Annotated in this window: 10 protein-coding genes; all 10 read right to left on the bottom strand. The window is 43.5% G+C overall.

Annotation, left to right across the window (positions count from 1 at the left end; all coding sequences use genetic code 11):
• Positions 1-24 precede the first annotated feature (24 nt).
• A complete protein-coding gene (locus tag FMM05_RS01375; protein ID WP_143371544.1) occupies positions 25-663 on the bottom strand; it encodes a hypothetical protein in 639 nt (212 codons plus the stop codon).
• 428 nt (positions 664-1,091) lie between these two features.
• On the bottom strand, positions 1,092-1,694 hold the full coding sequence (gene hisIE / locus FMM05_RS01370; RefSeq protein WP_143371543.1) for a bifunctional phosphoribosyl-AMP cyclohydrolase/phosphoribosyl-ATP diphosphatase HisIE: 603 nt from the start codon (positions 1,692-1,694) through the stop codon (positions 1,092-1,094).
• Positions 1,691-2,443: an imidazole glycerol phosphate synthase subunit HisF gene (gene hisF, locus FMM05_RS01365; RefSeq protein ID WP_143371542.1), complete on the bottom strand. Its 753-nt coding sequence runs from the start codon at positions 2,441-2,443 to the stop codon at positions 1,691-1,693. The genes hisIE and hisF overlap by 4 nt, the downstream gene beginning before the upstream one ends.
• Entirely contained in the window at positions 2,437-3,150 is a 714-nt protein-coding gene (hisA, locus tag FMM05_RS01360) for a 1-(5-phosphoribosyl)-5-[(5-phosphoribosylamino)methylideneamino]imidazole-4-carboxamide isomerase (RefSeq protein ID WP_143371541.1), read from the bottom strand. The genes hisF and hisA overlap by 7 nt, the downstream gene beginning before the upstream one ends.
• A complete protein-coding gene (gene hisH / locus FMM05_RS01355; RefSeq protein WP_185965483.1) occupies positions 3,147-3,725 on the bottom strand; it encodes an imidazole glycerol phosphate synthase subunit HisH in 579 nt (192 codons plus the stop codon). The genes hisA and hisH overlap by 4 nt, the downstream gene beginning before the upstream one ends.
• A complete protein-coding gene (hisB, locus tag FMM05_RS01350; RefSeq protein WP_143371539.1) occupies positions 3,722-4,810 on the bottom strand; it encodes a bifunctional histidinol-phosphatase/imidazoleglycerol-phosphate dehydratase HisB in 1,089 nt (362 codons plus the stop codon). Before hisB ends, hisH begins: the two co-directional genes overlap by 4 nt.
• Complete coding sequence (gene hisC, locus FMM05_RS01345; protein ID WP_143371538.1) at positions 4,807-5,832, bottom strand: histidinol-phosphate transaminase; 1,026 nt, start codon at positions 5,830-5,832, stop codon at positions 4,807-4,809. Before hisC ends, hisB begins: the two co-directional genes overlap by 4 nt.
• Positions 5,825-7,117, bottom strand: coding sequence for a histidinol dehydrogenase (gene hisD, locus FMM05_RS01340; protein WP_143371537.1), 1,293 nt, complete (start codon positions 7,115-7,117; stop codon positions 5,825-5,827). The genes hisC and hisD overlap by 8 nt, the downstream gene beginning before the upstream one ends.
• A gap of 3 nt (positions 7,118-7,120) precedes the next feature.
• Positions 7,121-7,978, bottom strand: a complete 858-nt coding sequence (hisG, locus tag FMM05_RS01335) for an ATP phosphoribosyltransferase (protein WP_143371536.1) — start codon at positions 7,976-7,978, stop codon at positions 7,121-7,123.
• Between the two features lie 254 nt (positions 7,979-8,232).
• Complete coding sequence (locus tag FMM05_RS01330; protein ID WP_185965482.1) at positions 8,233-14,046, bottom strand: choice-of-anchor J domain-containing protein; 5,814 nt, start codon at positions 14,044-14,046, stop codon at positions 8,233-8,235.
• Between the last annotated feature and the right edge of the window lie 55 nt (positions 14,047-14,101).

Here is a 14,101-nt window from a genome sequence, read left to right as displayed (position 1 = left end):
AATTATGGCTTTGTAGCCGATATTTTAATTTATTAAATCTATTTCCCGCCAGAACAATGCTTTATGGTTACCCAGGTTAGCCAGTACCTGCTCTTTTATGGCGGGCAGGGCAGCCCATTTTGCGGCTTTGCGTTCGGTTACCCTGTCAATATACAACTGCCTGAAGCAATCGTTTTTAAACAGCGGTTCGATGGCAATGTCTTGAATTTCAACATCAAACACTATGGCAGAATAATGAAATTGCACCAGCCTTTGCCTGAGCACTGCGATAAGCGGGTCTTCGGCATCTATATTATGCAGTTGCCAGGCCACCTGCGGCAAAAAGCGCAGGCAGATATCAGCCGAGAGCATTGCCGAAGCATCGGGCGTACCGGGAAAAGGTGGCAGGAGTGCAGCTAATTCAGCCGATTTAGTATCGCGGTACACCATCAGTTGCGCGGCATTATAAAGCGTTTTGGCACCCCATAACGCTGCGGCGGCATCAAACTTTGGTGCTGTATACGGATAGCCTGTTGCCTCACGCTCGTATTCCGACTCCAAAAAATCGACCGCTGCGGTTGCCTCACTTGCAGGGATTTCGGCCATTTTATTGTATAAAATAACCTGCTCTATCGTGCGCAAATGGTATAGGGTTTCTAAAAAAGGCTGCTTGGGCTGTTCCATAATCGCAGATAGCCGGAAAGGTGATTGATAAACCAAAGAAACAATTTTATAGCAAATCGGCAAAAAAATATTGGGCTAAAGATGCTATTAATTTTTGCAAAGTTACAACGGGATAAAATAGGTAGTACTGAAGCCATTACTTCAGTACTACCTGCGGATATTTTTATTATGGGAGGAAAGTGAGTCTATCATCTTGCGTCTATCATCTATCCTCTCAATTCTTAATGTGCTAAATTATTATACATGCTATTTTTGCTGATCGCGAAAATCGCGATATTTAATGTACCAAAAGTGAAATATCAAAATTAAATGGTTTGTTTTCAGAACTTAATAAAACGAACTTTTACGCAATTCAAAATCCAAAAGTGAAATATTAAGCATTTTTAAAAACACCTGTTTTTGTGTAAACCACTATACATTTGTACTGTTTATTTTACAGAATCGCCCTGATTCCTGTTTTTGAGGATGGCTTCGATGTCTTGGAGTTTTATATTCTTGGCTTTCAGTAAGATAAGGAAGTGATACAGCAAATCAGCCGCTTCGTTCTTAAACAGTTTATCGTCATTGTCTTTTGCCTCAATTACAAGCTCAACAGCCTCTTCGCCAACCTTTTGTGCCACTTTATTGATGCCTCTTTTGTATAATTGGTTAGTATAAGAGGTTGGGTCATCGCCCGATATCTTCTCATCGATAATTTGCTCCAACTGATACAGAAATCCTTTGTAAGTACTTGAATTAAAGCAGCTTTCGTTACCGGTGTGGCAGGTTGGCCCTTCGGGGACTACGGTTATAAGCAGCGTATCGTTATCGCAGTCGGGCAGGATCTCCACCACATTCAAATAGTTGCCCGATGTTTGGCCTTTAGTCCACAGTTCGTTACGGCTTCGGCTAAAAAAGGTGACTTTTTTCTCGGATACCGTTTTTTGGTAGGCTTCTTCGTTCATGTACCCCAGCATCAGCACTTTAAGGCTAAATGTATCCTGAATAATTACAGGTATCAGTCCGTTTGTTTTGTTGAAATCTAATGTCATCGTATAGCAATGTTTTCTGTTTTTAAATAATCCTTAAGTTCCTGAATGCCAACCTCTCCGTAATGAAAAATGCTGGCTGCAAGTGCCGCTGTAGCCTTAGTTTTGGTAAAAACCTCCTTGAAATGCTCCTTGCTCCCCGCACCCCCCGACGCAATCACCGGAATATCAACACTATCGCATACTAAATTGAGAATATCGATCGCGAAACCGGACTTGGTACCGTCGTTATTCATAGAAGTCAGGAGCAGTTCTCCGGCACCTAATTGCGATGCTTTTTTAGCCCATTCTATTGTATTTAAGCCTGTTGCAATTTTTCCGCCGTTTATAAAAACTTCCCACTTACCGTTAATAAGCTTAGTATCTATGGCTACTACAACTGCTTGTGTACCAAGTGTTTTGGCAATATCAGTAATCAATTGCGGGCTTTTAACAGCCGATGAATTCAGGCTGATTTTATCAGCTCCGCTGCGGATAATCTTATCAGCATCAGCTACTAAGTTAATGCCGCCACCCACCGTAAACGGTATGTTGATTTCCGCAGCAATTTGAGAGACCAGGTCGGTTAGCGTTTTTCGGTTTTGCTCTGTAGCCATAATGTCCAGAAATACAAGCTCATCCGCGCCGGCAAGGGCGTATTGTGCCGCTAATTCCACAGGATTACCGGCATCCCGAAGCCCCACAAAGTTAATGCCCTTAACCACGCGGCCATCTTTGATATCAAAACATGGTATGATTCTCTTTTTCAGCATAATACGCTCAATTCTTTTAATGAAATTTTGCCTTCGTAAATGGCTTTTCCTATTATTACACCCTCACAACCAATCTGTTGCATTTGCAGTACATCATCCATTGAGGATATCCCTCCGCTTGCGATCAGCTTAACGTTGACACTACTCAAAATATCTGTATACAGCTCATTAGAAGCACCTTGCAGCATTCCATCCTTGCTTATATCAGTACAAATAACATTACTGATTCCCTTTTCCTTATACGCTTTTATAAAGTCGATCACATCTAACTCACTGTTTTCCAGCCATCCGGCTGTAGCTATTTTACGGTTAAGGCAATCAGCTCCCAATATGATTTTGTCCGCACCGTGCTTAGTCAGCCATTCGTAAACAGTTTCAGGGCTTTTAACGGCTATGCTTCCTGCTGTAATTTGCTGTGCACCAGCATTAAAGGCTATATTTAAATCGGTTTCGGTTTTAATGCCACCACCAAAATCAATGTTCAGATTGGTTTGTAACACTATGGTTTCCAGTACTTTATGGTTAATTATCTTACCTAACTTTGCGCCGTCTAAATCTACCAGGTGCAGGTATTTAATGCCTTCATTTTCAAACTGTTTAGCGACTTCTATTGGGTTTTCGTTGTATATTTTCTGTGTGCTGTAATCGCCTTTGGTAAGGCGCACGCATTTGCCGTTAATAATATCTATTGCCGGTATAATCCTCATAATTTCAGGAAGTTAGTAAGTATTTGTTCGCCCACTGTGCCTGATTTCTCGGTGTGGAACTGAACTGCGTAAAAATTATTCTTTTGCAGGGCGGCACTAAAAGGCAAAATATAGTCGCATTCGGCAATGGTAAATTGCGATAATTCAGCATAATAGCTGTGCACAAAGTAAACATTATCATCCGGTAAAAGACGGTTAAATAGTTGGTTTTCAGACTTTGAAATCGTATTCCATCCCATATGTGGTACTTTGTCTTTTGGTGGGAATTTCTTCACATCCACATCAAAAATCCCAAGGCCATTTGTGTCACCTTCTTCAGAATACCTACACATCAATTGCAGGCCGAGGCAAATCCCTAAAACGGGTTGTGTCAATGATTTAACTACCTCGTCCAGATTCTTTCCCCGCAAATATTCCATTGCCGAAGCTGCCTCTCCCACACCCGGAAAAATTACCTTTTCAGCGCTTTGCAGTAATTGCCTGTCATCGGTCACAACACACTCATAACCAAGCCGTTTAACAGCATTTTCTACCGATTGTGTGTTGCCTGCATTGTATTTTAGTATGGCTATCATAATGTTCCTTTGGTGCTTGGTATTTTAAAGTTGTCGGTTTGCTGCACAGCCATCTTAATGGCTTTGGCAAATGCCTTAAAAATCGATTCGATCTTGTGGTGCTCGTTGGTGCCCTCGACCTTAATGTTCAGGTTGCATTTGGCACTGTCACTGAATGATTTAAAAAAATGCATGAACATTTCGGTAGGCATTTCGCCAATTTTTTCGCGCTTAAAGCCAGCATCCCAAACCAGCCAGGGGCGACCACCAAAATCTATGGCAACCTGCGCCAGGCAATCGTCCATAGGCAGTAAGAAACCGTAGCGTTCAATGCCTTTTTTACTACCCAAAGCCTGTAAAAAGGCATCTCCCAAAGCTATGGCAGTATCTTCAATCGTGTGGTGCTCATCAATTTGCAGGTCGCCGTCAACCTTAATTGTCAGGTCTACGTTACCGTGGCGCGCCAGCTGGTCGAGCATATGGTCAAAAAATGCCAGGCCGGTACTTATGTTGCTTTTACCACTACCATTTAGATTTACTTCGACAAAAATATCGGTTTCATTGGTTTTTCGGATAACTGTGGCGGCGCGGGGCACTGCTTTTAAAAAGTTATAAATGGCCTCCCAGCTTTGGGTCACTAAATCAGCTTCGCAGGCTTCAGCGCCCATGTAAATCGACTTACTCCCCAAATTTTTTGCCAGTTGTACATCGGTTTGCCTGTCGCCAATAACGTAGCTATTTTTTAGGTCGTAATTGCCTTTTAGATAGTGCGTTAATAACGCAGTGCCGGGCTTACGCGATAGCAAATTTTCATGCGGAAAGCTCTTATCAATAATGATCTCTGCAAACGTGATGCCTTCATTTTTAAAGGCCTGTAGCATTTTGTTGTTTGCCGGCCAAAATGTGTCTTCAGGAAAAGAGTCGGTGCCCAGGCCATCCTGATTTGTAACTATTACCAGCTCGTAATCCATTTCACGCACAATGCGCGATAGGTTAGAAAAAACGCCGGGATAAAACTCCAATTTTTCAAGGCTATCTAATTGGTAATCTGTGGGTGGCTCGATAACAAGCGTGCCGTCGCGGTCTATAAAAAGTACTTTTTTCATGCTGATATGTTTTGTAAAGCGGTTAGTAATGCTGCATTTTCTTCGGGAGACCCCACCGTAAGCCTCAGGCAGTTACGTATCACTTTATTTCGGTTTCGTATAATTATATTTTGTGAAGTTAACGCATTATAAATCCCATCTGCATCGGTAACTTCAATTAAAATAAAGTTGGTTTCTGATGGATATATCTTTTTTATAAGGCAGATATTCTGAAGCTCTAACAGCATTTTTTCACGTTCCCGTATTAATATTGCTTTCTCATATTCGTATCTATCTACTTCGTTTAAAGCCTGTAAAGCAGCCTGTTGGTTAGGCGCACTAATATTATATGGCGGCTTTACTTTATTCAGAAAGTTAATAATTGCCGAATTTGTAAACGCAATACCCACTCGTGCTGCTGCCAGTCCCCAGGCTTTGCTAAGGGTTTGAAGAACAATTAGGTTAGGGTATTGATCGATTTTTTGGGACAGCGATTCCTTATCAGAAAAGTCGATATAAGCTTCATCTACAACCACTATGCCTTTAAAGTTTTGGATTATAAACTCCACAGCATCAATACAATTAGCAGTTGGGTTGTTGGGCGAACAGATAAAGATAAGTTTAAGGTTAGCATCGCTGAGCAGGGTCAGAGCTTCGTTTTTGTTGATCTGGAAATTCTCGTCTAAATAAACCTTAATCAATTCTACATTATTAATGGCGGCGGAAACCTCGTACATGCCGTAGGTAGGCACAAAGGTTAGGGCTTTGTCTTTACCCGGCTCGCAAAAAATACGGAAACAAAGATCAATTATTTCGTCGCTACCGTTGCCTAAAAAGATATTTTCGGTTGCAACCGACTTAATTTCAGATAGTTTCTGCTTAAGCTGTTTTTGGAATGGATCTGGGTAGCGGTTCAGGGTGCCAAATGGATTTTCGTTGGCATCCAGGAAGATACCTTCCGAACCGGAAAATTCATCCCGTGCAGAAGAATAGGGCTCAAGGTTGAGTATGTTGGGGCGGACTAACGTGTTGATATTAAACATTATTGAGGCTTTTTAAACGGATGGTTACGGCATTTTTATGGGCTTCTAATTGTTCGGCGGCAGCCATAAGTTCTATGGCAGGGCCAATATTTTGGAGGCCTACAGCACTGATTTTCTGGAACGTAATTTTTTTCACAAAGCTATCTAACGATACCCCACTGTAGCTTTTGGCGTAGCCGTTAGTAGGCAGCGTGTGGTTGGTGCCGCTGGCATAATCGCCGGCGCTTTCGCAGCTGTAATTACCCAAGAAAACCGAGCCCGCCGTAGTAATTTTTGTAATGAAACCTTCGGCGTTGTCTGAAGCTATAATTAAATGTTCAGGAGCGTAAAGGTTACTGAATTCAACACATTCATTAATAGTTTCAAGTACTATTGCCTTGCTGTTTTGCAGGCATTTAAGCACCGTTTCCTTACGAGGAAGCGCTTTTGTTTGCGATTCCAAAGCCTTAATAACGGCATCAGTAACTTGCTCATTATCTGAAAGTAAAATAACCTGACTGTCAGCACCATGTTCGGCTTGAGATAGCAGGTCGGCAGCCACAAATTCCGGGTTGCAGGTGGCATCGGCAATAACCAAAACCTCACTTGGCCCGGCAGGCAGGTCGATAGCCACACCATAATTTAGTGCTGCCTGTTTAGCAGCGGTTACATACTGGTTACCGGGTCCGAATATTTTATCAACCCTTGTAATGCTTTCGGTGCCAATTGCCATAGCGCCAATAGCTTGTATGCCACCAATAGCATAAACCGCGGTTATGCCCACCAACTGTGCCGTGTACAAAATAGCAGGGTTAATATTCCCTTTTTTATCTGGAGGCGAGCAAAGTATAATTTCTTTACAGCCCGCAATCTTTGCAGGAATACCTAACATCAAAACCGTGGAGAACAAGGGTGCAGAACCACCGGGAATGTAAATGCCAACCCTTTCAATTGGGCGGCTTTCCCTCCAGCATTCTACACCGGGTGTTGTTTCAACAACCTTTACATCTTCCTGTTGCGATGTGTGGAATTTTTCTATGTTGCTTTTAGCCAGATGGATGGCCCGTTTTAAATCGTTAGGAATTTGTTTTGCTACTGCGTCAATGGCTTCCGCCGAAACTTTTACGTTTTCAACTATTGCATCATCAAAAAAGCCGGTGTATTTTTTGACAGCTTCATCGCCATTGCGTTTAATCTCAGTAAAAATTTGCTGCACCAGTTCCTGTACATCAAGTTGGGGCAGGGCGGGGCGTTCGCAAAGGGCCTGCCATTGGTCTATATCAGGATTTATTATCTTCTGTATCATGGCTTAAAGTATCATTTTTTCTACATTAATAATCAGGATGCCTTCCGCGCCAAGCGCTTTTAATTGGTCGATTATATCCCAAAACTCATCTTCTTTAACTACCGAATGGATGCTGCTCCATCCCGGTTCTATCAGCGGCAGTACCGTCGGGCTTTTCATGCCGGGCAGTATGTTGGATATCTTTTCTATCGATTCGTTAGGCGCGTTAAGCAGTATGTACTTATTCTCAGCCGCGTTCCTGACCGACTGTATCCTGAACAACAAACGCTCTAATATTTCCTGCTTTTCAGCACCTAGGTTAGGATTGCTTATTAAAACGGCTTCACTGTTTGTAACCAGTTCAACTTCTTTAAGCCCGTTGATTTGCAGGGTGCTGCCGGTGCTTACAATATCAAAAATGGCATCGGCAAGGCCAATACCCGGGGCAATTTCTACACTGCCGCCAATGGTCTCAATTTCAACATCAAGATTGTTTTGTTTAAAGAATTTATCCAGAATTCCAGGATAACTCGTAGCCACCTTTTTTTGGCTGAAGTAGCTAAGGCCTGTGTAGTGCAGCTCCTTAGGTATGGCAAGCGAGAGCCTGCAATTGGCAAAACCCAGTTTTTTTGTGATGACAACGTTTTTATCTTTTTCCCAAACCTCATTCTCGCCAAGGATGCCAACATCGGCAACGCCCTGCTCTACATATTGGGGGATATCGTCATCTCTTAAAAAGAGTATTTCGATAGGAAAGTTAGACGATGTGGTTTTTAGCCTGCGCTCGCCATTACTTAGCTTTATGCCGCATTCTTTTAATAATTGCAGCGATTTTTCGCTTAACCTGCCGTTCTTCTGGATGGCAATTTTTAATGTACTCATGGTTGTTTTAATAAGCCTGAGTAAAATAAGAGGGGGGAAGTTGCTGTAAATAAAAAACCCGTCTGATTTTACTCAAACGGGTTTAGAAAAATTATTTTAGGTTACTACCATATCATTTCCTTCTCGCGTAAGAGCCAGTTTGAAAATGATGATGATGTAGCTGATTGAATATCATAAATTGGTATCAGTTCTTTGTCTGATTTGCTGCAAATATATACATAAATGTTATTCGACCTAAAAATTTTAATAAAAAATTAATTATCCTGTCGGTTCACGTAGATCCATCCGGTCTTGGTTTCGCCATTAGTACGCTCAAAAGTGTAAAAGTATGTACCCGTTGGCAACTCATCTCCACTGCCGGTTTGCCCGTGCCACTCGTTAGTATAATTGGTTTTGTGATACACCTCTTTACCATAACGGTTAAAGATGCTTATGGTTTTAACGCCAAGGGCAGTAAGCTCAAAATTGTCGTTAAAGCCGTCGTTATTAGGCGATATACCGCGCTGAACTTCGCACATCGTGTCGTCTACCTCAATGCTGGCTTCTATAGCGCAGCTGCCGTTTAATGGCGTAATGGTAACGGTGTATGTCCCCGGATTAGTTATCACTAACGTTGTACCACTGCCTGATTTAGGACCCTCCCATGCAAAGATGGCGTTGTCCTGATTGTAAGTGTCATTTAAGAAAATAATACTTAGTTCGTATTCGTTATCATCGTTACAGTTTTGGGCAAGGTCGATTTCCGGAGACGGGGTAACCGTTACCGTAAAGCTGATTTCATCAAAACAATCTGTATTGGTGCCCGACTGTGCGTACACATAAATTAGCTGCGTATCGATGATAACATCGCCTGCATATAGCTGTGTACCTGTACCATTTGTACCCGTATAATAAGCATTATCTGTGCTTAGCGGAAGCAGCGTATAGCTGTCGCATACGGCTATATCAGCTACAACATCGGCAACCGGACTTGGTGTAACTGTTACTGTAACCTGCTTGGTAGTTATACACCCTGAATTGTTTACAGTTACTGTATAAATACCAGCATCTGTCACAGTAATAGAGGTAGTCGTATCAGGCAATGTACCACCGTTGAACGTCCACGTAATGGTAACATCATCATCGGCGGGGTCAAAGTTTGCAGGGGTAATGTTTAGCGTAACGTTAGATGCTGCACATATAGTGGCATCTCCTGTCAGCGTAAAATCTGGCGTAAGGTTTTGTACGATCAGTTTAAAGGTTTTGATGCCGTAGCACTGCGTAACGTTATTGTAAATCCTTACATAGATGGTCTGCTCAAATTGCGTTGTATTTTGGTATGATAAGTCTAAAGCACCTGTGTTAGCAACGGCTTCTGTCTCTGTAGTATGGTAGCTAACAGCATAATCTGCTGGGTTAAGTCCTGTAAGGATAGTTGCTGTATTCTGAGAAAGGTCAAACGTTGCAAAGCCATCGGCATCGCAAACGGTAAGGTCTGTAGGGTTTGCTACAATATCCTCTACTGCCGGGTAAAATTCTATCACCACTTCATCAGTCACTTCACAGCTTGTACCGGTAAGTGTAGCAGTTACTCCATACGTTCCCGGCTCTGTAACTACAAGATTAGGAGTTGTTTGGTTAGGAATTAGCTCGCCGCCCTTAGTCCATTCAAAATCAAAAGTAGCATCGCTAAGGCCTGTTGAAATAGTAACCTCTTCGTTAGCACAAATAGCGTTGTTGGTAGCTACAAGCAGGTCGACACCCAGGTCAAGGTTAGCAATAGCGTTGGCTCCACCCTGGATAAATACACCTGAATCAAGGTTGTTATCGGTCTCTGCAATTGCAATTTTAAGGTGGTACTGCTGGTTAACCTGTAGTGGTGCCGTTGCTGTCATAACCACCGTTTGCCCTGCAAAAGAAGTAGGCGAATAATCATTTTGGCCAAAGATATTGTACTGCGCAAAGTAAGGCAGGTTGTAACCCGGGCATACGCCAGGATAGGCTGCACCGCTTATGTTCCATACCGATATGGCATCGTCTGTTTCCGGTATCACAGCAATATTTTGGGTAACACCGTCTGGGCCAGTAAGTAATAGTGCAAAAGTATCATAGCTGTAGCACTGTATATAATCGCCATATTCCATTGATGCAAACAAAAAGTCTAAGTTTAATGTAGGGGTAGCCGGGATAAAGTCGAATTCAATTATCGATGCATTAGTGGATGGCTGAAACGGTGGCCCGCCTAACATATTTTCCATAACGGCATCAATATCGGTATCGCCAAGCCAAACGGCCGATCCCTGCTCCATTGACGTATACGCCGGGCCGGGAACCCTGGTTACATCTCCGGTAGTCATTACAATACCTTCGGTTAAAGGGAAAGGAGATCCGTTTTGATTAAAGTAACCTATACCGTTAGGGTTATCGCCAAAAATATTATCAGGATCCGGAAAATTAGTACCGGTAGACCATGTTACATTGCTTACCTGTGTACAGCTTTCGCCGAAGAGCACATCGCTTACCAGTTGCTCTACGGTATATTCTGTAGTGCTTACCGATACAGGTTGTACCGGAACCTTAACACAAATTTTAAAGGTTGATGTCTGGTTGGTATCTTCATCCGGGCTAAATACCCTGATAGTATAAACGTTGCCTACAGTTAAGTTGTTCATCAGGGCCGTGTTAGACTCAAGGCCATATTCATTATAAGCGGTAAAACAGCCACCACCCCACTGGGTAAGGCTACCACAGCCGTTGCCTTCATAAATTACATACATTAACGATGTGTTGCCACCCGGAAAGGTAGAACCATTACTGCTAATATCTAAGAATGACAGCGTGTGCAATGCATTTGTGGCCGTAAACTGGAACCACACATCATCATCAGCATTGGTCCAGTCGCCACAAGGGTTTTCCTGTGGTGATGCCGTAGCGCCATTTAACGTACCCGATGCATAAACATCGCAAGCAGGGCCTACGTTTACAGGTATTATAGTTGCAGTATCGCAATCATCGTTGGAAATTTGAGTTACAAAATCAACCACGTCGCTTGGGTTGCTGGTTACACCTTCGCCACATACTGATTTAACGATAACATGGTATACCGTACCCGATTGTAGCGGAGTACCATCGGCAAGAGTAGTAACAGTAGCTGAGTTAGTTGCCGCAGCCTGGCCGGTTGCAGGTACGTCCTGCCCATCGGCATATACAATTACTTCCCAGGCGGTTTCAGTGCCACCTGCCGTCCAACTTATGTCAGCCGAGTTTTGTGTAATATCGCTTACCACAATATCAAGTGGCTCGGCACAAGCCGGTATAGGCTCTACAATCACATTGTCAATAAATAACTCTTCGCCATATTCATCTGCAGGCGGTACCTGCCATGCAATATAAATGGTGCCGGTATAACCCGCTAACGATACTACTTTCTTTTTATAACCGGTATTATCATAAGCCGTTTCCGGAACCAATACCTCGGTAAAATCGGCAATATCCGTTTGCGATGTAGAAAGCAGTACTTTAAACGTAGTATTGCCTTCAACTTTATAATGATACGTCAACCTTTGGTTAGCCGTTAGCGTAATAGCCGGAGAGATAAGCCAATCGTTATTGGGCGCATTGCCGGTGTACATATTGGCTGCTTCATCGCCTTCAAAAGCGTTGTTGTTATCCATATCCCACGAAGCCCAGTCGCCGTTGGCATTCCTCACGGTCCAGCACAGTTGCGTTTCCGAATCTGAGTTAAAGCCCTCAAAGAACGGTACTGCCACGGCATTACAGCCTGTGGTAAAGAATATTGGTCCCGTCCATGAGCTGTTGCCATCGGTGCCGCACATAGAGCGTACATAAATGGTATAAAATGTACCCGGAGTTAAACCTGTAGCAGGGTAAGGGTTAGTTGCTGGGAGTCCTGATGTAGTATCGTCAGGGATAATACCTGTATCAGGATCGGCAATAAATACCTCCCAGGCCGTTTCATCACTTCCTGCTGTCCATGAAATGGTGGCTGTTGTACCAGTAATGTTACTTGTAGTAAGCTCTGTAGGCTCTGCGCAGGCAGGCAGGTCTTCTATAATTACATTATCAAGCAATAGCTGATAGCCTGCATTTAAACCGCCAGGTACCTGCCATGCTACGTAAACAGGGCCTGCAGGTATATTAGCAAGGCTTATGGCTTTTTCCATAAAACTGGAGTTTGCATAGCTTGTTAGCGGGAATAATTCGGTGGTAAAATCCTCCGGATCAGTACCTGTGGTAGAAAGTACCACTTTATAAGCTATCGCACCAAAATCATCCGTTTTAAAGCGGAATTTAAGGCGCTGGTTACCCGTAAGCTGTATAGCGGGAGATATAAGCATATCGTTATTATCTGCACCATTCATGCTGGCATCAAACTGTGCAGCTTCGTCGCCTTCATAAACTTCATCAGCAAAATCAAGGTTCCACGTACTTTCCGGGCCTTCTAAATTGGCAACCGTCCAGCAAAATTGCGTTGCCGAATCGCTATTAAAGCCTTCAAAGAAAGGTGTTGGGAATACATCGCAAAGGGTATTGAATATGTACGGGCCTGTCCAGCTGCTAAATGTGCCGTTGCCACAGTTGGCACGTACATAAAATTCATATTGCGATGCAGCAGGCAGCGTTAAGGTTGCCGATGGGCTTGTAACTGGTGTACCCGCGCCCATAGGCAGGCCTATACCTACCGCCTGATATACATATTGCCATGAGGTTGCAGTGCCAGCTTCGGTCCAGTTTACGGTTATTCCAGTGGTTGAAGCGCCACTTGTGTTAAGATTGGTTGGTGCATCGCAGTTTTCCTGCTGTATGTTAAGGGTATAGCCTGTAGATGTGGCAAACCACGTAGATATTACAATATAATATGTAGTACCTGCCGTAACCGCCATCTGGCTAATATTAAGATCAGTCGTCTGCATAAAATCGTTTACTGCGCCCTGATAGCAGTTGATGCCAATGTTGGCACATGAGGTATATACAAACATACCTGCGTAATCATCGGTAATATTGGTAAGGTTTAGGCTAACCACACCGGTAGCAGCAGGGGTGTAGGCATAAATAACATCGTTACCATTAAGGTAATCGCCCGATGCACATCCTGTACCAGCACTGCCATTTATATTGTCCTGAAAAGTTACCGTATTGTCAGACGATGTAAAGGGCAGGCTGCTTACCGTTATGGGAAGCGTACAGCTATCGCCATACTTTGCTGTCCTGAAGTTAAAAGGGCCAACCCATTCGCTCTCGTTATCGGCACACACGGCACGTACAAGATATTTATATTCAGTATCCTGTAATAGTCCGGTTGCCACATATGGTAATGTACCGCTATAAGGCACACCGGTACCCGTAAAGGAAACATTATCCTGTTGTACTTCTATTTCCCAAGAGGTAACATCGGGGTTATCCCAGCTCAGTTCAGCCTCATCTACATCGGTTACAACGGCCGAAAGGTTTGTTGGGTCGGGACATTGCGATAATACGCTTACATTATCTATAACCCAGCGTTCGCCGGCGTTGCCCATCATTACAAAGGCAATATGTACGGGTGTGCCTACAGGAAACAAAGTGTTATCTATGTTTACAGTTTTTTTAACCCATTGTGTTTGTTGTGGGTTAAGTTCCAGCTCGGTCCAGCTTTCCAACTCATCATAAGCGGCCATGTTTAGCTGTTGGGTAAGGGTGCCGGTTTCATCGGTTATCATAACCTTAAACTGCGTGCCCTGGTCCAGGTTAAAGAACAGGCGCGACCTAAAGGTTAGCTGGCCGTTTTCCGGCATTGGGAATGCAGGGGTTATTAGCCAGTCATCGCTAAGGTTGCCGGGGCCAACATTTTCATTATTTAAAAATGCTGAGTGCGCACTCTCATAAGCGGGCTGTGCGCTGCCGCCGTTGCCCTGTGCCCAGGTAACGGTTGTACCGGCATTGTTAATAATGGCCCATCCTGTGGGGCCGGCAAGCCCGGATGTTCCCGTAAGGGGTGTCCAGGTGTTTTCAAAACCCTCATTGGGCAACTGGGCAAAACCTGTTGCAAAGAGTAGTGAAAAGAAAAGCATTAAGGTAAAATTTTTCATAGTAATCTTTCCCATTTTTAGTTAATAATTGGGGTTAATCAATAGCAATAAACTC

The sequence above is a fragment of the Flavobacterium zepuense genome (genome assembly GCF_007097145.1).
Lineage (GTDB): Bacteria > Bacteroidota > Bacteroidia > Flavobacteriales > Flavobacteriaceae > Flavobacterium > Flavobacterium zepuense.
This window is presented reverse-complemented; position numbering and strand designations above follow the sequence as displayed.